A 20,768-nucleotide genomic window follows, 5' to 3' on the forward strand; every position below is an offset into this window, starting at 1 on the left:
TATCTATATCTGTTTCCTAATCTATCATTCTTCCATATAAAAACATATGAAACATCAAATTTTAGGCAGTCTAAAATTCGTATCTCCTAAAAAGTTATAAATAGAGGAAGCCCGATAGCCCACTTCCCCTACTGAACGATAATAAGAAGGATTACTGTCATATAGTGCCCTAAAACGTTTGGCAAAGCTCTTTGCCTTCGCCGTGCTTCCACCTTCCTGAGAAGCATAAGCCTTGTTATACAAGGAAATAAGCTGAAGAACATTCTCCTTGTTACGTGCCTTTATAGCATCTTTTCGCTTTTGTTCCGCCTCCACTGCTGCTTTACGAGCTGTCTCTTCCTTGGCGGCACGAGCTTCCTGCTCTTTTTTCAAGGCCAGGTATTTCTCATACTTTGCCTGTTGATCATATGCTTTTTGCTTTGCCAACTTGGCAGCTGCCTGTTTGTTTTTCTCCTTTTGGGCTAGATAAGCCTCGTATTTAACCTGTTGATCGATTAGGGCTTGTTGTTTCTTCTGCTCTTCCTGTTGCTTTTGAGCAGTAAGAGCCTGTTGTTTGGCCTGCTGTTCAGCTTCCTGCTGTTGTTTTTCTGTCAGCAATTTTTGAGCGGCCTCCTGCTCGGCTGCCAACTTTTCCTCGGCCGCTTTTGCAGCCTTCAACGCCTCTTCTTGCTTAGCAGCCTCGATTTGTCGCTGATTAGACTGATCCGCAAGAATACTCACAGTAGGGATTCCAGCTGCCAATAGAACGACTGCGGCTGATGCTGTCACGATAAACATTTTGGAGCGATACCAAGCTTTCGATTTTTCAGGCTGCTCTGGTATCTTGGGATTCAGCTGCTCCTCCAGCCCTGTTATCGCAGCCGACACCTCCACATGCAACGGACTACCGTCCTCTACAAAATGATACAGCGAACGATATACTTCCAACGCCGCAGCCGGCTTGTTCTGCTGTTCCAGATCGCGCGCCTGTCGAAACAGCTTGTCTGTTACTCCTCGCTCTCCCTGCTCTAGGACATCCTGATTTAGCAATGCAGCTTGTTCAGCTTTGAATGGTGCAGGGCTTGCTAAAGGGGATACTAATTCACTGGAGGGCCCACTCGTCGCAGCCGGTCCTTTTGTTTCTGTCACAGCTGGCTCAGATTCTATAGTCTCAACAGGAATTTTCTGCTCAGTAACCGCATTAAGTACAACCAGCCATTCGCCAAAGGTAGGACAACTGCTTAGATCCTGACTATCCCAAGCACGGCTGAACAACTCTACCACCTTGCTGCCCCAACGGGCTTCAAGCGATTTTCGTAAAATAAAATAACGTTCGCAAGGCGTCTGCATTTCATGCTGATCAAAATAACTTTCGCCCCACGCTTTATCGACTACCACACGGTCAGACCAGCCTAGCATTTCTCCAATAATGATAGCCCCCGCAAAACGGTCTGCATACGCACTCCATAACCCGCTATGAACAGTACGATGTGCAGCATACCCTGGCGATCCTGCCAATAGTGCATCTGGACGATCCATTTTGGTACTATACATTTGCTCCACGTCTACCAATTCGACAGCTGACGTGCCTTCAGGCAGTTCCACTTCAGAAAAAAACGGAAGCATCACATTGGGCGCCGATAAATCACAGTGTGCCAATCCTTTTTGCTCCATCGCTGAACCGATCCCTGCCAGTGCTCTGGCTAAAGCCAGACTATCGGAAGCCTCAAGCTGACGCTGATCTGTGAGACAATCGAACCATGTCATACCATGAACCCATGGCATCAGCACCGCATACAGCAAATCAGGCTGCTCGGCGATCAGACTTCCGTTTCTTTCTGGAGTGAGCACATCACGCTTGCATACCTGCAAACCGGGAATGTCCCCGTATGTTTCCATATGCTCCGATTGATAAACCATAGCCGGGATGCGGAACTTCGGAAAAAACACTTTGAGGGCTTTTGCCTCATGTGGCGCTCCGTTTTTGGCATTCAGCTGGTATACGATTCCCTGCCTCCCTGCTTGAGCATAAGCTAAACCGGGTGCAGCGGGATGTCGCCCAACCACATAAGCTGTGCCGTTTATGATCAATTCGTCTCCCGGATTCGGTTGAAAAGACATGAAACATCCCTCTCCTTATATCGTTCAGTATGCTAGTTTTCCTCACCTTATTATATACATCTATGGATGGCAAGAAAACCGGGTATCCGAAGATCGCCCGGTTTTTCCTGTAAATCTGTGCCAATCCGTGAGGAATGGGTTCACATATTGCTTCTTTATAGAGTGATATATGATAAGTTAATGCCGATCAGGCAAGACAACTTATTTCGCTTGGTCAACTGTACGGAATTTGTTAGCGATAGCTGTCAATTCTTGGCTAATACTGTTCAAAGTCGTAACGAAAGCTTGCATTTGTTTGCTAGCTTCCTGAAACTCTTGGAAAAAGCGTTGTTTAGTCATACCTTCCCATTGACCTTCCATACCGGAAATGGATTGAGTCAAGCTGGAAACGATCTGCTGACTTTGCTCACCACTTTGTTTAAATTGGTTAGCTACCTGATCAACCTGTTCTGGGGTAATTAAAATGCGTCCTGCCATTTTTTGCGTCCTCCTTGATGATAAAAAATGTTTTTGTTTAGCTGGTTCAAATTGTACTATGGCTATTTAATTCCCTACAAAAGGCAAAGGACCTAATTGCAACAATCCCACTTTTTAACTATAAAACAGCATCTAACAGTACAATCTTAATAAATAACCACCTAATAAGTCCCATATAAGTCCTATAAAACCGGGAATAGTATAATGAATTCATATGGAATTACAAGCTGTTCCTGATCATCCCGGAACGATCCGAACTAAGCAACAGGCTGATCTCTTGCTATAGACGGATCAGTAAAATACCAATCTTGTGGACTGCTAGAAGACGCCTGCTTCAGAATATCCTGATGCTGCGTGTCTGCATCCAAAGACTGAACACCTGCAATGGCATGTACGACAGACTGCGGGTTGGAAATTAGACTGCTTCCTTCCGAGGCTTGCCCAGGCAGAATAGACGGTGATTGTTGATTCGACCAGTCGAGCATCGTGACAGGTCGTCCCAATGGTTGGCTGGCAAATGGCAGAATCGTTTGATAGTTGTGGTCAACAGACTGAAACTGCTCTGCCTTTCGGTTCAGTTGTGTACCTGATGTATGGAGGTAAGCATGAATCTGCTCTGACATCCGCTTGGCTTGCATCCAATGATTCAAGATCGCCTCACGTGCAGATACATCCCAATCCAGCGATTGTAACGCCTGCTCCAAACTTGATGTTAACTGTTGAATTTGCTCCGCCGCATGCTGTAGCTGCCCGCTAAGCCCCCGAAGCACATCCGGTTCAACTCGAATGCGCATATCCATCACCCTTCTTCTGTCACTTCTTCAGTCACTGCCGACTGTTTCAACCAATTCAATAATAAGTCTACAAACTGATCTCTTGAAGCCATGGCTGCAATCAACCAATCTCCGTTACCAGCAGAGCTCATCCGAAATATCCAGTTCATTGCAGGACACAGGACAAAAGCTGCCCGTTGTGATTCCCACTCCCTGCCGTTCCAGACCAGTAATTGCAATTCTCCCTCGGCTACACGGGAACTCAAAGACTGAGCCAGTCTCATTGCCCCTTCTTCATCGCCGCTAGCCTCGGTCAGCCTACTGCTGATTTGAGACATACTTTCTCCAGCAGATTGCTCGTAAATTTTATTAAAAGCCTGCTTGGAAAACATAAGCGCAGGAGATTCAGGTACAAGCCGATCAACCCAGCCCATTTTGTCAACCAATGTTTCGCAAGCCTTTTCCACATTACCGAGATCGTACAGACGATATTCATCGGGTTCATCAGCAGATTTTACAAGCTCCACCACACGCTCATTCGTGCAATGGAGATAGCCTTCAAACTGCTTACCTCCCCTTACATAGCGTATACGGCAGGCCCTGTTGGATAATCCCGCGATAGCAACTCTTGAAAAAACGGTAGGAGGCATAGCCAGCTCTTTACCCTTATCGGCCTGCTTTAGATAACCCTTTTCCAGAAGAGCAGCTTTGACCTGCTCCCACTCTTCCGCCAATTCCTCTGCTAGATAGCCCTTAAACGGATCTTCCACCCCAAGCAGTCTGTCAGAACCCAATACGCCTGCCAGAAAAAACAGTTCCTTTGCCTTGAGGGTTATTAACTTCTGCTTGGAAGCTTGAAACGTTAACATTATGAGCCACCTCCCTTCAAACTACAACATGCCATCGGTCGCGAATTTTCGTTATCCAATCCTCACAGCTCATTTGCTCTGAGAAGGGAATCGCCGCTTTTATCCTGGTAAATTTGCGTCGTACGTAGTATCCCTGCCCGGGAGGCAGGACTTTTAGGCCACCAGCAGCAGCATTTGCTTCCGAATAAGGGATACGAAAGAACGATAAATCATTCGAATCCAGTGTTCCAAAAAGCATACCGCTTTGACTTGCCTTGACATCATTAAACCAGTCCACACCAAAGGTAGGGAAATCAGATGGCACACCCGACAGCACGACATGCACATTGCGATCACGTCCCAACCGTACAATGGCGGAAAGCTGATCCTTTATCATAAAATCGTTCAGTTGCTTGCTTAACATATCCGCATCATCAATGACAAGGAGCAGTTCAGGATCATCCCCATCCTTGCTCCGTTGTTGAACGATATCATGCACCTGTTGTACCAGAGGTCCCATTTCTTCCTCGCTTTCGGCAGCAGCCTTAACATGGGGAAGATGCCGTAACCGGGATAGTCCTCCGCCTCCATAGCGTGTATCAATCGTATAGACTTGCATTTGATCCGGTGACGTGTAATAAGCAAGTGATATAATCCAACTCATTAAAAAGGAGGTTTTTCCACCCTCCATCGGACTACCTACGATAAAATTAGGCCCTTCTTTCAAATTCAGGAGAAAAGGCTCAAGATCGTCACTCTGTAAGCCTACAGGTACTTCATACGGAAGCGCGCTCGATGGCCCACTCGTCCGATCCCACTGCTGAAGCAGTTCCAGCAATGGAATCCGCTCAGGTAATGGGAGAATGGCCGGTGCGTGCTTGCCCTTCCACCTCTGCACAATGCCAGCGATATTGCGACGTAGTTGCGCTGAGCGTTCCGCCTCATCTTCTCCTGGTGAAGGCAGTGCCGTCTGGAACTCCAGCGGTGGAACATGCCCTTTAACCAGAGCCCGACCCGGAATTAATGGTCCTGGTGTTTTGGCTGGTCGTCCTACCGCATAATAGTAGTCACTAGGATCGGCCAATTCGAAAGAAACAGCATTAGGTATGTTACTGCGGAACTTCTCAAACACATCGGTAATCCGGTTCGCTGTAATGATGAAGGTGATACCTAGACTACCGCCTTCACGTAAAAGTGATTCCAGCAGTTCATTTTCATCCGGATACGCATTACGAAAATTAAGATATCCATCAATAACGACGACAATTTGCGGTACATCCTCGACGACAGAACGCCGAAAAGAGCTTATTGTTTTGACGCCAGCCTCAGAAAGTATTTCCTTGCGTACAGTCACCATCTTGAACAGATAGCGGAACAAGCGTTTAATCCGGTCATCCTCCTCGGCCATCATAACAGCACCGATTTGTGGAAGCTCTCCAAAGTCGCGCATGGTTCGCCCCATGTCAATGATATAACCGTTCCAATGATTCGCAGCAAAACGCTGGGCTGTGGACATCAGCAATGTATGCAAAAAGGTCGTTTTTCCCATGCCTGGCATACCATACACCGCCCAGTGACCATGATCCAGCGACGCATATATCGGCTCCTGTCGTTGGTTCGGTAAATCATCGACCAACCCGATCAGGGCTTTCAGCTCCAAAGATGAGGCTGTACTATCTATTTCGGTACATTGCGGCAAATTAGTTAAGTCCAGCATTTCTGGCAGTGGCGGAAGCCATGGTCCCTGAAGACGTTCGATTCCTGCCTTAGCTGCTTCTTTTGCAATATAATCAATAAATACTTGAAGCTGTTTGGGAGCTTCTTCTCCTTTTAAGCCTGAGCTTGCCCGTTCGCCACCAGTTAATAGCGCTTCACGTTTCCCATTCAGTCTTACTTCATGAACAGGTAAGGCAGAAGAAACGTCTCTGTTGCCTATATACGGCGCACCGCTCCAAGCAAATTGCATTTCTTCAAACACTTCGTCGCTACCCACTTGAAAATACCCTCGTCCCGGCTTCGTTATCCACGCGGCATTTGGTATTTTCAACATATCACGGCTATCACCTTCGCTTTGCACCCGCAAGCAGATGCGGAACCTGGAGTTACTCCAAATCTTGTCATCGACAACACCTGCCGGCTTTTGAGTCGCCAAAATCAGATGGACACCTAATGTCCGCCCAATCGCGGCAATACTGATTAGCTCGTCCATAAACTCTGGCTGATCCCGCTTTAATTGTGCAAATTCATCAATAATAATAACCAGATGAGGCAGCGGTTGTTCCTGCCGCTGCCGGAGTAGTCTGTAATATTCATCAATATGCTGTAAATTGCCTGCATCGTTCAATATCTTTTGTCGACGAACCAGTTCTGCTTTAAGAGATATTTTAGCACGTTCAATCAAATTGTTGTCCAAGTTCGTGATTGTACCCACCACATGCGGCAAGTTAACGAACGTATTGGACATGCCTCCACCCTTGTAATCGATCAGCATAAAAGCAAGATCATGCGGATGAAACTCGGCAGCGAGCGAGGCTACAATGGACTGAATAACTTCACTCTTGCCCGAACCGGTCGTACCAGCGATCAAGCCATGGGGACCATGCCCTTGACGCTCTATTTTATCATGCAGGTTAATCATAATCTTTTTACCGCCTGCCCGCACACCCATTGGCACAGGTAAAGTATCAGGATGGCGGTTACGTCGCCACCGCTCTGCCACATCCAGTTCTTCCACACTTTCTACACTCATCATATCAAAAAGAGACAGAACAGCGGGAATATCTGAAGCCGAGGAACGCTTCAAGCGAATAGGTGCCATGTACCGCGCCAGTGCATCGGCTTCCTCCTTTGACAAACGGTCCGGTTTGAAACTTTGCTGTTCAACCTCCGCCGATTCTGATTTAAGAGCATATACCCCTTGCTCCTTGGAAGCCTCCACAATCAGCTGACACTGCATCGGCAAAGCCTCTTTACGAGAAGCCAGCACAATCGTACATGCATCAATCGCTCGGCCGTCTTCCAGCAACAACGGCAGCAAAGGCTCTTCCTCAATCAGTTGGGTGTCAGATAAAACAACTACATAACACGGAACTTCCATACCTTTGCCCTGACGTTCATTGCGATTATTTTTTCGGCGGTTCAATCTGGCAAACAGAAAGTCAGCTAATTGATGGGCGCTGCTACTGCGGTCTGACATCATTCTCTGGATTCGGTCATCGTCCCACACATGCGGGAGCCAGCGCATCCAAGTCCATTCACTTTCCTCTCGTTCATCATAGAAGGAGGCAATTTTCACTTCATCTGGCGAGTGACGAACCGTCACTTGTGCCAAGATCACTCTTAACGCAGCAAGGATGTGCTCTCGCTCGCCAACCAATCCAACCACTTTGGATTGAAACAGAGGTAATGTGATGGAAGCATCATCCACCAAACGAAATTCTTCCTCCAGTTCATCAGCAGCCCCCAGCAAGGGATCTCGGTCATAACCGTCAGGCCGTGGGATTTGCAATTTAATATGAAAGGGAACTTGTCCAGTCCCGATACGTACCTGCAAAAAATCTTCATCCTCCGGGGATCGTTCCCAAAGAGAACTGTTGCGATTTTTTACGATTTGCGTACATATTTGCGGATCACCGTGAATTTCATATAGTGTGCGAATTTGTTCTTCGCGTTTCATTTCAAGTTCTTCACGATGCTTTTGGAGCTGTTCCCGATACATACGGTCCCGCTCCTCCAACTTACGTTTGTATTCCTTCTTATTATTTAAATAGACGAAAAAAGGAATCGTATAAGATGTAAGCATCATGACCACCGTAACCATCTGGAACATCAAATAGTTACTGTTGCCCATCTTGCCTGTTCTGCTCATATATACGTAAAAGCCTATAGTCACCAACGTCATCATTAACGGAATAAGTATAGATATAATAGAAAAAGATGGCTTGCTCGGCTCAGCCGGAGGCCGTAAAATCTCCAGTTTTTCCTCGCGGAGGGCTGGTCTTAATCTCGGGGATCGCTGGTATAATACATTCAAGACAAAAGTCCCCCTTTTCGCTTACTATTTCATTTTACCAAGGTTTCATATTATTTCATGTGTGTATTTACCCATTTTTTTCAGTTTGAAACAAGGAACGCCTTCCGTATACAGGCGCTTCGTCCTGAGTTGTCGAAAAAGCTCGCTGAATGCGCACAGTACAGCCTTCTCGCAAGCCTGCTCCTGTGAGAAGCTGGTTATCCTCCACTCTGAACCAAAGCCCTTCTGGAAACTTTGCTTCCATAATATATTGCATGCCTTCAGCCGGAGGCTCACCAAAAATGCGCACACCCAGCATCAATTTTAAATGTTCCACCGAGTATTCATCAGCTACCTCAATATCAAACCACTCTGTTTCCTGTCGTCCTGAAAGCACGGTCAGGATCATCAGTCATCCCTCCCGATCCTTAATCTATATAACAATATTCACGCAAAAAGCCTATTTCTACGGAAATATGGCTATCGTAACTGTAGCATCCACCTATTAGACTGTCAATTTGTTACAAAATACCCACACTCAAAATAAAACAGTGACTTTAGTCATGTTAAAAAGTAATGGTAGAGTCATATGGATTAAAAATTTGTATTTACAAAGTTTAATTTGAATACTTACGTCATTTTGTCGATTAGTTAGAACTAAATTCGATTGTTACCCAAATTGTTGTGAACACTTTGTAAATTTTTCAGACCTTTATGTTTTTATAAGGTGTTTTTAAGGTAATTTTAAGAAACGGGCACTACAATAAAGCCATGAAATAACTCAGGTGAGGTGATTTTTGTGAGAACATTAATTACATTTCAAAACAAACGTATTCCCGTATACTTCAATCAAGAAAATAAGCAACCGGTACAAAAAACCTTAAAACTTCTAAGTAACACTTTGGAGAATAAAATCTCTAGCGGCAAGCGCGCCCTTCAAAAATGTCTTAACTCTTTGATCAGTATAGAGATTGTCGGTTGTGAAGCCATCCTGCATAGCGTAAGTGAAAATGATTCACTAGCATTGTCCCTCTATTAAGAGGGACTTTTTTTGTTTGTAATAACATAAAAAAGAGAGGGGCATTTCAGCACCCTCTCCAAATCAACGGTTTTAAAACATACTACATGTGACTTACCGCAGCCTATCATTTGATCAAACTCTATTTTATAGTATTCTGCGATAACCTTTTTTACCGCCTCGTTCTTTATTCTGCGCCTTCTCGATTCGTATTCTAAACAGCTCTAGTAAATTAGCGCGTGTATGCTCTTCCCGGCAGTTGTCCAACTTTTTTAAGATAAAACGGTCAATGGACATATGACTCAGGCTCCTTTACAGCAAGCTACCCCTGCTTTTCAAGGGGATGATCAGGCTATCCATTTTTAACCATTCCACCTGTTGTTTAAACACGTACACTTTTAGTAGATAAAGCAAACGGGATTACAAACCCTTTAAATAGGGTAAATACATAAAGTTTCGAATTTTTTTTAATTAAGCCTGAAAGCTACGGACAAGGAGCGAGCAAAAATCATGAGTAAGTACAAAATGATGAAAATAGGCTGGAAGCTTTTATGTACATCCTTAATTCTAATCATGCTGGCTGCATGCAGCAGGGAAAAAGCCTCAACCCGGAGTATAGCCCAACATGAAGCGGAAGCACGTGCCTACACCGTAACGGGTAATCCAAGCCAAGCTGCATCAACTCTTGATGAACGAGCTGCCAACGAAACGATTGTACATCAGCAGGGCAGCAGCTATGTCGAAATATCAGGTGACGTAAGTATAGATAAAAATACCGTGAAGGTTACAGGACATTCCAACCTGCCAGCTGGAGCACGAATCAAAGGGAATCTTGCGGTCAAAAACACTCTGTTAACTGGATACATGGACGAGACAACTATTCAAAAGGACGGAAGTTTTGTACTCCAAGTACACCGGCCTGGTATTCAGGGCAGTATGGATCTGACTGTTCTGTTCCGTCCAGATGACCAAGACCAAGAAATACGAAATCTGTATGGCGATGGTGGCAGCAAATTGGAAGGTCCTTATGTATATCAATACGAAGAAAACGAACAAATTTTGCAAGAAATTCGGATAGGTGCTGAGTTTGATCCTGAGCAAGACCGACATGTCTCTCTAATTAAGCCTGTCTGGAACAAACCAAAGGACTATGGTAGTCCTCAGGTGTGGATTAAGCCTGATGTAAAACAAAAGGGTAATTATTACCATGTATATGTGCGCAGCAATTTGCTGGAAGGGTCGGACGTTAAGCTGACCATTGATTTTCCGGGACGATGGCAGTTTGGCTACGATGATCAAACCAAAGTCATGCCTGACGGTTCCTTCAGTATGAGGGTCAAAAAACCGAGCCTGGCCAACCGCTACGCATTGGTCATAACTTTCGAGCCGAATGAAGACATGTGGAGCAACGCCAAACAGGCTTACGGTACACAAGGAGAACATCTGGCAGGATCATTAGTTAAATCCGCAGATGACAAAAAGGGCTCCAAACGGATTGAAGCCCGTGTCCAAATCCAACCCAAATCGTAACTAGACAGTATCTAAGTTTAAGTTATGGTCGGTCGCCATGAAATGCACGTATCAGATACAGCCATATGAAAGGATGCCAACGTTTACAGCAGACGAAAAGGGTCTATAATGTCTAGCTGCTATGACTGTATCGTGACCGGCGTACCTATGCTTACCTTCTCCTGAAGCTCCAGCACATCCTTATTGTGCATTCGAATACAGCCATGTGACACCAACTTGCCAATGGACCATGGCTCATTGGTACCATGAATGCCATAATGCGGCTTGGACAGCCCCATCCAAAATGCTCCGAAAGGACCGCCCGGATTGGGCTGTTTGTTAATAATCGTAAATTGCCCATTTGGTGTCTGTGTAGCCATCTTTCCAATACCGACTGGATAACTAAGAACGGTCTGGTTTCCATCTTTTAAATATAGACGACGATCCGATAAATCCACCACAATGCTGTAGTTCGGCATATATTCACCCCTTTACACCATATGCCGACTACAACATAAATTTTCTTATCATTCTACAAACGATGTTTCATAACAGCTCAGCTTACCACTCTACATCACGTCGCCAACCGCTTCGCTGATCCCTTCGGCCTGAGGTTGTACTTGAACGGCTATCCTTTCTTCGTCGATCTGCTTCCTTGCGCGCCTGATATTCCAATTCCCGCTGCATCTTGCGATAATTGTTCACTCTGGACTCCGACAATTCTCCTCTTTGGATCGCTTCCTCCACCGCACAGCCTGCTTCTCCCTTATGCTTGCAGTCGGCAAAACGACATTGCTGCGCTATCTCTATAATATCGGCAAAGGTATGAGCTACGCCTGTGGAATCATCCCATAGATTAAGCTCACGCATACCGGGGGTATCCAACAGGACCGCTTGCTTTGCAATGGGAAAAAGCTGTCGGTGCGTGGTTGTATGCCTGCCCCGGCTGTCTTCCTCCCTCACATCCTGTGTCAGTTGCACATCAGCCCCAGAGAGCCAGTTCACGATTGTGGATTTGCCACTACCGGAAGAGCCGGTCAAAGCAACCGTAGAGCCTGGTTGAAGAAACGCCTCCAACTGCCCTCTGCCTTCGTTCTGCAAAGCAGAAATCACGATAACAGGTACTCCAGGAGCAACCCCCTCTGCCTCTGCAACCCGCTGTTCGACATCATCGCAAAGATCGCTCTTACTCAACACGACAACCGGGTTTACGCCACTATTCCAGGCCATAATTAAATATCGTTCTAATCTGCGCATATTAAAATCATGATTCAGCGCATTTACAAGGAAAAGCGTATCCACATTAGTCGCGATCAGTTGTTCTTTTGTCTCATAACCCGCAGCCTGTCTAGATATTTGACTTTTGCGTGGCAGGACAGCATGAATTACTGCATCTGATACTTCATCCGATGTAGTGATGACCACCCAATCTCCTACCGCCGGCATTTCCGCTGGGTCAACCATAGCATGTCGCAGCTTACCTGAAGCGGCTCCCCAACGTTCCCCATCCATCGTGATAAGCTTCACCTTTTGTCCATAATCGGCAATCAAACGGGCAGGACGTAGCTGTGTGTCTCCTGCACGCTCCTCATTGCTTTGCTTCCATTGATCCCAAAAACCGTTCCAGTAATCAGACCAACCGTATTCATGTATACTCATTGTTTTCCTCCTGAAATCATGTTTGATTTTTTGATGTAGCGTTACTCAATAGGTGTACATTTTCTCTCCGCAAGCAAACAACGCAAAAAATCCGCAGGGAAACCCCTGCGGAGGGTATACAGCTCAGGCAATGTGATCCGTTCGTTCACTTATGCAAGCAGTCTTACTCGGACTACTCTCAATAGCAACAACCGGATAACAAAACACTTGACCATAAAAAAATCCGCAGGGAATCACTCCCTGCGGATTTCGTTGGTTCTACTGTCCAACCAACTGCTACGCTAAGACTATAGATCTAAACAGTCTTTAGCTGTGCATCGTCCGTGCGGGAGACAAGTCATTCTGCTGCTGAACCCATTCACTCATGTTCGTACGCATATAACATCGCCTCCTCCTAAAATTTCCTTTATCATACAAGTCCATGAATTGTCTGTCAAGGCTAATTCCAAACATTTTAAACTATTTTGAGTTTCGTTTAACGGACTTGATCCCATCGTGTCCACATTTCACGCGGGTTTAATTCGTACATTTCCCGCTCTCTGTACATAAACTGATGCATGATCAGTTCACGCCGAATTGTCGCAAAATCCTCATGGTATTGCTTGATCCACTCGTTTAGTTCACGTTCAGGATAGATGCGGCCTGGCTCCAGCTTTTCCGCGAGCATCTGAAGTACGATCAATTTTTTCTTATACTGGGCAGGGATTTGACGCAACTTACCGTCCTTGGCAAAAAAATTGCGTAAGACCGTTGCTTCCAGCGTTTCATTCAGTTCCGACATCTCTTCCTCTTCCTCTCCTTTTTCAAAAATAAAACGCACCGTCGCCTCGGCATGCTGCCGAATCAGCTCTGGGTTCAATGTAAAATACACTGTATTTTTATCACGTCGTTCCTTAATCAACCCAACCTCACGGAGTTTGGAAGCATGATGCGTAACTGTAGGCTGCGACAGATTCAGCTTTTTCGCCAAAGCTTGGCCATGCATCTCCCCACGGGATAGAAGAAGTAATATTCGCATACGCGTTGGGTCAGCAAGTGCTTTATGATAATTGACCATTTTATCTAGTTGCATCGTGACTGCACCTCTCTTCACTACTACAGATTTGCTATGCAAACAAATTCACCTTATCTAAATAGATGATTATCTAATTATATGTTTGTTAAAATTGTCTGTCAATTCTCCCCTCTCATCATCTCTTTCTGAAAACGGCTGGATATTGTGCACACATTGCGGTAGGATTATTATTTGAAAACTTCTCACATACTGAGCTATTTGCATCAATTCCTGAGATTTGTTTTTAATCGTCAAACTAATCTAACCCTACAAAACTGACGAAATAAACCAATACACTGGAGGTTCATCCAAATGCACGACGTAATCATTATCGGTGGCGGTCCTTGCGGACTATCCGCTGCAATCGAATGCAGCCGCAGAGGTTTGCGAACGATCATTATTGAAAAAAGCAATATCGTCCACTCCATTTTTCTGTATCCGACAAATATGCAGTTTTTTAGCACCGCCGAACTATTGGAAATCGGTGATATTCCGTTCAGCACTCCCAATGACAAGCCTTTCCGACATGAAGCACTAGCTTATTATCGCAAAGTAGCCTCCCATTATAACCTGGACATTCAGCATTATGAGGAGGCTCAATCCATTCAGCGCCAAGAAGACGGTACATTTACTGTACATACCCTAAGCAAACGTGAAATAGCCAAGAGCTATTCAGCACGCTATGTCGTAGTGGCTACGGGATATTTTGATCATCCGAACTATTTAGGCATCCCTGGGGAACAATTGGATAAAGTTACTCACTATTTCAGCGAAGCCCATCCCTATACAGGAACCCGGGTCGCAGTCATCGGCGGCAGCAACTCTGCGGTAGACGCTGCGATGGAATTGGTGCGGGTTGGTGCCACAATTGATATGGTTTACCGCCGAAACGAGTTGTCTCCATACATCAAACCGTGGGTTCGTCCTTTGTTCGACAGTATGGTCCAAAAAGGAAAAATCACGCTGCATTTAGGCGCACGCATTACCGAAATTCATCCAGACCACGTCATCGTTACTCCGCTGAACGCGGAAGCGTTCCAGCTCGAAAACGATTTTGTACTGGCACTGACCGGATTCCACCCGGAACGAAAATTATTGGAGTCTGTCGGTGTCCACATGGCTGAGGATCTGGACAAACCTGAATATAATCCTGCCACGATGGAGACTAATATCCCAGGCATATATGTCGCCGGGGTCATCGCTTCAGGCAGCAATGCCAATGAAGTGTTTATTGAAACAGGTCGCTGGCACGGACGTCAGATCGCCGAACATATCCAAAGTTAAACGACCGAAGGAGAAGAACTGAATGGATTACAGCTCCCTTATCTTACTGGTACTGGCTGGTCTTGGAATTATCAGCGGCAACTCAACCGTGACGATTGCTATGGTTGTACTACTGCTGCTGCGGGTAACCAGCTTTCATACTGCTTTTCCCTGGCTTGAGAAGTATGGCCTGACAATCGGGATTATTATTTTGACGATCGGGGTCATGACCCCGCTAGCCAGCGGTAAAATCAGCATCAATCAGGTGACAGAGTCCTTCCTGCACTGGAAATCCCTGCTTGCGATTGGCATCGGAATTCTGGTAGCCTACCTTGGCGGCCGCGGAGTAACGCTGATGTCCGGACAGCCCATGATAGTGACAGGTTTACTGATCGGGACTGTCATTGGCGTTGCCTTCTTTAAAGGAGTTCCTGTTGGTCCTCTGATTGCTGCCGGACTGCTCTCCTTATTAATCGGCCGCTCCTAAATTTCTGGGTTGCTCTTTGGGTACGCCAGCAATGATAGCAATCTGCATATCTGGCTGAATTCAGCCCCGCTTTGTGTTATACTCTTATCGCATAATTTGGTAAATGCAGGAGGCTTGACTGATGTCTCGACAATTTGTAACGGAAGCTGTAATGGTGGCTATCTACGGCCAGCTGCTTACATCTCCCGCCCCTGTGGAATATATAGTGCCTTACACATCACTGCTAGAGCTGTACGAATTTCAGGACAGCACAGAGCCTCTCATGGATAACCCTATGGACGATCAACATGTGAAGCGGAAAGTAAGTGCGTTGATCAGTTATTTTGAAGAGCCGTTGAATCAGAAAAAAATTCGGCGCGCCCTTCAGATGCCTTGGGCGAAAAGCTTGCCTATCCTATTCGACGCCAATACATCACTCATTGTCATTAATGCTGTTGATACGGCGCATTACGGAGAATATTTTGATCCGATTGAAACCGAACTGGTGCTGACAGCTCAGCGTGAGGCATTACCCATCCTGACTGATCAATTGGACTGGATCCACCGCATTATCGAAGCTTCCGTACCTGTACATGTGTACGATATTGATGATTTTGATTTTGCAGTTGATGGTCCGATGTTTAACAACCCTTAGCATACGGCATCCTGCCCTAACCACAATAAAGCGGCGGAGTACCATGTGCAGGTTTATCTCCTGTCACACGATACTCCGCCGCTTTTCATGTTCACAAACCATTATACTGGCATGCTATTTTGAACGTGGAGGCATTAAGCTTGTTCATCCTTAACGTAAGTGTAAATAATGTCGTCATGTTCCTCCAAATACTTCACTTCCAGATGATGCCCTTTCAGATACCAATAATCCTGATCCTCCATATAAAACGTAATGCCAGCCGCTTCATGCTGTAATGCGGGGTGCTGCGGAGGCTCTACGGCAATTCCCAGAGAAAAGCCTGGATGCAACCCACCGCCGGAACTATAGCGAACAAAAAAACGGATGGAATCTCCACGATTCAAACCAAGCTCCTTAATGTACCACTGTGCTGCAGGTTCAGTTACCTGTATGCTCATGCGTTATGCTCATCTCCTTGTACAATGACGTCCTGCCAACTATATCATAGCATCTTTTGAAATAGCCACCAACCGTCTTTCCTCCTGTGGCGTCTTGGACAAGTCATATACATTTTTTTGAAAAAGGTTTGACAATACGCAAAAAAGGGTGTTAAGATTCAACCATACGAGATCCATTTTGAAATTTATTACCAATTTGAACGATAACTCATGTAAGAATGAATCCATTTTGAGGAAGAAAGGAGTGTTCCCGGTGCTAAAATTTATGATTGTATTTCACCCATATCTACAAATACAACAACTTCATACCGGAGCATCTCCCCTGTCGCATCCTTCAAAATTGGACCATTCCGATTGTATGGTTTAATACGAGTGGCTGCCTGCGTTTGAGCAGTTTTTCAGTGGTGAGTGTGCTGAGAATACCTGCGCGCCATATGATATTGAGATTTAAGGCATATCGTCTGCGGACGGTATGCCTTTTTTGCGCCTGTTGCCGAATTGTACTTGTGGCAGCAAGCCGCTGTTGTTTCTTCAAAATGGTACACAACTCTCGAATGAACTTGACATGAAAGGATGGGATTCCTCTTGTTTTCAGTACTCAAAAATTTAGGCTGGTTTTTTAAAAGAGAACGAAGCCGATACTCGATTGGATTGTTTTTGCTGATTGCCGTTGGCGTGTTGGAGCTTGCTCCACCTCGACTGCTGGGCAGCGCCATTGATGAGATTGTACGAGGTTCGATTTCCTGGTCCTCGCTTTGGCGTTATATTTTGTACATCATAGGCATTCTTGCCGTCATCTACTACATTACGTACATATGGATGCACAAGCTGTTCGGTGGTGCTAATCTGGTTGAGCGTTTATTGCGCACACGTTTTATGAATCATCTGCTGCGGATGACCCCTCCATTTTTTGAACGCAATCGCACAGGCGATCTGATGGCTCGTGCTACGAACGATCTTCGCTCTGTCGCAAGTACAGCAGGCTTCGGTATGTTGACATTAACGGACTCCACTGTCTACCTGACCGTTGTATTGGTTGCCATGGGCACCCTGATTAGCTGGAAGCTAACATTGGCGGCCATTCTTCCCCTTCCCTTTATTGCACTGGCCATGAGTATTTACGGTAAAGCCGTACATGAACGTTACACACTGGCACAAGATGCATTTGGCGATATGAACGACCAGGTGTTGGAGTCGGTAGCTGGTATCCGTGTCATTCGGGCTTATGTGCAAGAACGAATGGACGAAAAACGTTTTGCCGATATTACTGAGGATGTGTTTCGTAAAAACTTGGCAGTGGCCCGGATGGATGCGCTCTTTGAACCGACGATCCGTTTATGTGTAGGACTTAGCTACGTGATCGGGCTCGGGTATGGTATTTATCTGGTATTTCATAACGATATCACGCTAGGCGAACTGGTATCCTTTAACATGTATTTAGGAATGATGATTTGGCCGATGTTTGCCATTGGCGAGTTGATTAACATTATGCAGCGCGGTAGCGCTTCCCTGGACCGGGTCAATGAGACTCTTGATGTCCCGCCGGATGTTCAGGATGTAGCTCAACCTGTTCCAGTAGATCATCCCGAATCCATCACCATGAAAGACGTGACTTTCCGTTATCCTACGTCCACAGTTGACAATCTGTCACATGTGAACTTAGAGCTCAAACGCGGAGAAACACTAGGTGTGGTTGGTCGAACAGGCAGTGGGAAATCTACTTTACTCAAACAGCTATTGCATGAATATCCGACTGGCAGTGGTGATATTTTAATCTCCGGCACGCGGCTGGAGGACATTGCAGTGGAACAATTACACAGCTGGATTGGCTACGTGCCGCAAGAACAAATTTTGTTCTCCAAATCGGTGCGTGAGAACATTCAGTTCGGGAAGCCTGGGGCAGATGATGGCGACATCATGGAAGCGATCCGTACAGCTGCCTTTGACCAGGATTTGGGAACCCTGTCCGATGGGCTGGATACACTGGTCGGGGAAAAAGGCATTGCTCTGTCCGGCGGTCAGAAGCAGCGTGTATCGCTTGCGCGCGCCTTTATCGGTGATCCGGATATTCTAGTGCTCGACGATGCACTGTCAGCAGTAGATGCCCGGACGGAAGCACGTATTATTGACAATATCCGGCGTAAGCGCTCGGGCAAAACAACCTTGATCTCCACCCACCGTCTATCGGCTGTAGAGCATGCCGACCGGATCGTCGTACTGGAGCAAGGACGCATTATTGAGGAAGGAACCCACAATGAGCTGCTTCAGACTGACGGATGGTATCGACGACAATATGAACGGCAGCAAGTGGAATCTGATCTGACCTCAGGGGAGGTATCCTAATGAAACCTAATATCGGCAAAAGGCTGTTCCAGTACGCACTGACGAGCAAAGCGGGTTTTATTGCCGCTCTCATCGCCTTGGCTATTGGAGTAGCCGCGGAGTTGGCCGGTCCCTTCATCGCCAAAACGATGATTGACGACCATATGCTCGCTATTGAAAAACCTTTTTATGAGACGACTAGCACGGACGGGACTGTAAGTTATGCTGGTACCCATTTTAAACGTGAAGACCGCTTTGAAGCCGGGGAGACCAAAGGACGCGAAGCGAGGATCTTACAAGTTGGCAAATCTTTTGTATTTGTCGATGGCTCTGTCCAAGTAGCAGATGGTAACCGATCCTTTACGAACGGTATGCTGACCGTGACACGCGGCTCCGACACTTTTCATTACAAAGCCAAGGCTCTGACCGCTGATGAGCTGTATAGCTTTTACAAACCGGAAATGCCTGGCATCTTTCAGCTGATTGGGTGGTATTGCTTCTTTTTAGTTGTTTCGATTTTTGCCGAGTTCGGCAAAACATACTGGCTGCAATCCTCGGCGAACAAGGTCATTCAAAAGCTTCGGCTTGATCTCTACGCACACATTCAGCGCCTGCCAGTTTACTTTTTTGATAACTTGCCTGCAGGCAAGGTCGTATCCCGTGTTACGAATGACACCGAGGCAGTCAAAGATTTGTTTGTGGCTGTACTCTCCAACTTCACCTCAGGGATTGTAACGATGACAGGGGTATATGTCGCACTCTTTTTTCTGGACTTCAGACTCGGTCTTATCTCTCTATTTATTGTACCGTTGCTGATCTTATGGATTATATTGTACCGCAAGGTCGCGACCCGCTATAATACGATCATTCGGTCCAGACTCAGTGAGATTAATGCGATTATTAATGAATCCATTCAGGGAATGTCCATTATTCGTGTATTTCGGCATCAGAAACAAACACAGCAAGAGTTTGAAGAACTGAATGATGACTATATGAAGCATCAGAATAAAATGCTGAATTTGAACGCTTTTACATCGCACAATTTGGTCAACGTGTTAAGAAACCTCGCCTTCGCTGTTGTGTTGTGGTATTTTGGCTCTGCGGCGCTTGGCACTACAGGTAGTGCAATATCATTAGGCGTATTGTATGCCTTCGTCGATGTATTGGGCCGATTATTCCAACCTATGACAGGTATGGTCAACCAGCTCGCCGTACTGGATACTTCCATCGTATCCTCAGGACGCGTATTTGAATTGATGGACGAAACAGGAGAGCCCGTGACAGACGGTACGATGCCGCGTTACAAAGGTCAGGTAGAATTTAACGACGTTTCCTTTGCCTACAAAAAGGATGATGTGCTTAAGCATATTTCCTTTACAGCACAGCCTGGCCAAACCGTTGCCCTTGTCGGGCATACTGGATCTGGTAAGAGTTCGATTATCAACCTGCTATTCCGATTTTATGATCCGCAAAAAGGAACGATCACCATTGACGGAACACCTGTCAAAAACATTCCTAAGCAATGGCTTCGCCATCATATGGGTATTGTTCTTCAAGATCCATATTTGTTCACAGGTACGGTAGCCTCTAATGTCAGTCTCGGAGACAGCAGAATCACGAGAGAACAGGTGAATAAAGCTCTGCATGATGTTGGAGCCGACAAACTGTTAGCCCATCTGCCCCAAGGATTTGACGAGCCTGTTATTGAAAAAGGCAGCACCTTATCTGCCGGACAACGCCAGCTTATTTCGTTCGCTCGCGCGTTAGCCTTTGATCCCGCCATTTTGATTCTGGATGAAGCCACTGCCAACATTGATACCGAAACGGAAGCGCTCATCCAATCTGCTCTTGAGGTGCTCAAGAAGGGACGTACGACCTTTATCATTGCCCACCGTCTATCCACTATTCGTAGTGCAGACCAAATTTTGGTGCTGCATCGGGGTGAAATTGTTGAACGGGGTAGCCATGACGAGCTTATGGCCCAAGGTGGACGTTACTTCCAAATGTACCAGCTCCAGTCAGGCACGGTTGCAGCAGAAGCTTCGTCTTCCTCAGCTGCATCTGCTAAGCAAAACGACTTGCTTACAGGCAAAGTCGCATTTAAAGCTTAAATGATACTAGAGCTTGAGCTTGGGCCTACAAATAAACATTTAGCATGAAAAAGCCAGCGGTCTC

General features: G+C 46.0%; 19 protein-coding genes. 7 read left to right on the plus strand and 12 right to left on the minus strand.

From position 1 onward, the window contains the following. Positions 1-54: 54 nt before the first annotated feature. From ACQQ6X_RS16660 to ACQQ6X_RS16685, 6 genes are all read right to left on the minus strand, one after another. Positions 55-2,100 carry a hypothetical protein gene (locus ACQQ6X_RS16660; RefSeq protein ID WP_305166260.1) on the minus strand — a complete coding sequence of 682 codons (2,046 nt, stop codon included), beginning with the start codon at positions 2,098-2,100 and terminating at the stop codon, positions 55-57. A gap of 201 nt (positions 2,101-2,301) precedes the next feature. Continuing rightward, the gene (locus ACQQ6X_RS16665; RefSeq protein WP_007430133.1) at positions 2,302-2,577 is read right to left on the minus strand and encodes a WXG100 family type VII secretion target; all 276 of its coding nucleotides are present in this window, start codon (positions 2,575-2,577) and stop codon (positions 2,302-2,304) included. A 257-nt stretch (positions 2,578-2,834) separates the two neighbouring features. Further along, a complete protein-coding gene (locus ACQQ6X_RS16670) occupies positions 2,835-3,371 on the minus strand; it encodes a WXG100 family type VII secretion target (RefSeq protein WP_305166261.1) in 537 nt (178 codons plus the stop codon). Between the two features lie 5 nt (positions 3,372-3,376). Then, complete coding sequence (locus ACQQ6X_RS16675) at positions 3,377-4,219, minus strand: hypothetical protein (RefSeq protein WP_305166262.1); 843 nt, start codon at positions 4,217-4,219, stop codon at positions 3,377-3,379. A gap of 16 nt (positions 4,220-4,235) precedes the next feature. After that, positions 4,236-8,231 carry a type VII secretion protein EssC gene (gene essC / locus ACQQ6X_RS16680; protein WP_305166263.1) on the minus strand — a complete coding sequence of 1,332 codons (3,996 nt, stop codon included), beginning with the start codon at positions 8,229-8,231 and terminating at the stop codon, positions 4,236-4,238. A 67-nt stretch (positions 8,232-8,298) separates the two neighbouring features. Further along, entirely contained in the window at positions 8,299-8,619 is a 321-nt protein-coding gene (locus tag ACQQ6X_RS16685) for a hypothetical protein (RefSeq protein WP_013370783.1), read from the minus strand. A gap of 390 nt (positions 8,620-9,009) precedes the next feature. Between ACQQ6X_RS16685 and ACQQ6X_RS16690 the strand changes: the two genes are divergently transcribed. Beyond that, positions 9,010-9,249: a hypothetical protein gene (locus ACQQ6X_RS16690; protein WP_013370782.1), complete on the plus strand. Its 240-nt coding sequence runs from the start codon at positions 9,010-9,012 to the stop codon at positions 9,247-9,249. 126 nt (positions 9,250-9,375) lie between these two features. Here ACQQ6X_RS16690 and ACQQ6X_RS16695 read toward each other — a convergent pair whose 3' ends face one another. After that, positions 9,376-9,525, minus strand: a complete 150-nt coding sequence (locus ACQQ6X_RS16695; protein ID WP_023988262.1) for a hypothetical protein — start codon at positions 9,523-9,525, stop codon at positions 9,376-9,378. A 213-nt stretch (positions 9,526-9,738) separates the two neighbouring features. On the opposite strand from ACQQ6X_RS16695, the gene ACQQ6X_RS16700 reads away from it, so the two are divergent. Then, entirely contained in the window at positions 9,739-10,758 is a 1,020-nt protein-coding gene (locus ACQQ6X_RS16700) for a flagellar motor protein MotB (RefSeq protein ID WP_305166264.1), read from the plus strand. Positions 10,759-10,877: 119 nt separating this feature from the next. On the opposite strand, the gene ACQQ6X_RS16705 is transcribed toward ACQQ6X_RS16700, so the two are convergent. From ACQQ6X_RS16705 to ACQQ6X_RS16715, 3 genes are all read right to left on the minus strand, one after another. After that, positions 10,878-11,216, minus strand: a complete 339-nt coding sequence (locus tag ACQQ6X_RS16705) for a L,D-transpeptidase (RefSeq protein WP_305166265.1) — start codon at positions 11,214-11,216, stop codon at positions 10,878-10,880. 82 nt (positions 11,217-11,298) lie between these two features. Then, a complete protein-coding gene (gene rsgA, locus ACQQ6X_RS16710; RefSeq protein WP_305166266.1) occupies positions 11,299-12,396 on the minus strand; it encodes a ribosome small subunit-dependent GTPase A in 1,098 nt (365 codons plus the stop codon). A gap of 475 nt (positions 12,397-12,871) precedes the next feature. Then, positions 12,872-13,468, minus strand: coding sequence for a metalloregulator ArsR/SmtB family transcription factor (locus ACQQ6X_RS16715; protein WP_305166267.1), 597 nt, complete (start codon positions 13,466-13,468; stop codon positions 12,872-12,874). Between the two features lie 294 nt (positions 13,469-13,762). Here ACQQ6X_RS16715 and ACQQ6X_RS16720 point away from each other — a divergent pair, with 294 nt between their 5' ends. From ACQQ6X_RS16720 to ACQQ6X_RS16730, 3 genes are all read left to right on the plus strand, one after another. Further along, positions 13,763-14,734 (plus strand): YpdA family putative bacillithiol disulfide reductase, encoded by a 972-nt coding sequence (locus tag ACQQ6X_RS16720; RefSeq protein ID WP_305166268.1) that lies wholly within the window; start codon positions 13,763-13,765, stop codon positions 14,732-14,734. A gap of 22 nt (positions 14,735-14,756) precedes the next feature. Next, a complete protein-coding gene (locus tag ACQQ6X_RS16725; RefSeq protein ID WP_063208791.1) occupies positions 14,757-15,200 on the plus strand; it encodes a DUF441 domain-containing protein in 444 nt (147 codons plus the stop codon). 121 nt (positions 15,201-15,321) lie between these two features. After that, a complete protein-coding gene (locus ACQQ6X_RS16730; RefSeq protein ID WP_063208793.1) occupies positions 15,322-15,834 on the plus strand; it encodes a hypothetical protein in 513 nt (170 codons plus the stop codon). Between the two features lie 134 nt (positions 15,835-15,968). Here ACQQ6X_RS16730 and ACQQ6X_RS16735 read toward each other — a convergent pair whose 3' ends face one another. Together ACQQ6X_RS16735 and ACQQ6X_RS16740 are read right to left on the minus strand one after the other, a co-directional pair. Beyond that, positions 15,969-16,271, minus strand: a complete 303-nt coding sequence (locus ACQQ6X_RS16735) for a HesB/YadR/YfhF family protein (protein WP_064798065.1) — start codon at positions 16,269-16,271, stop codon at positions 15,969-15,971. Positions 16,272-16,605: 334 nt separating this feature from the next. Next, positions 16,606-16,806, minus strand: coding sequence for a hypothetical protein (locus ACQQ6X_RS16740; RefSeq protein ID WP_305166269.1), 201 nt, complete (start codon positions 16,804-16,806; stop codon positions 16,606-16,608). Between the two features lie 50 nt (positions 16,807-16,856). Between ACQQ6X_RS16740 and ACQQ6X_RS16745 the strand changes: the two genes are divergently transcribed. Further along, positions 16,857-18,614: an ABC transporter ATP-binding protein gene (locus ACQQ6X_RS16745; RefSeq protein ID WP_305166270.1), complete on the plus strand. Its 1,758-nt coding sequence runs from the start codon at positions 16,857-16,859 to the stop codon at positions 18,612-18,614. Continuing rightward, a complete protein-coding gene (locus ACQQ6X_RS16750) occupies positions 18,614-20,704 on the plus strand; it encodes an ABC transporter ATP-binding protein (RefSeq protein WP_305166271.1) in 2,091 nt (696 codons plus the stop codon). Before ACQQ6X_RS16745 ends, ACQQ6X_RS16750 begins: the two co-directional genes overlap by 1 nt. Positions 20,705-20,768: the final 64 nt, after the last annotated feature.

Source organism: Paenibacillus ottowii (assembly GCF_050516475.1).
Lineage (GTDB): Bacteria > Bacillota > Bacilli > Paenibacillales > Paenibacillaceae > Paenibacillus > Paenibacillus ottowii.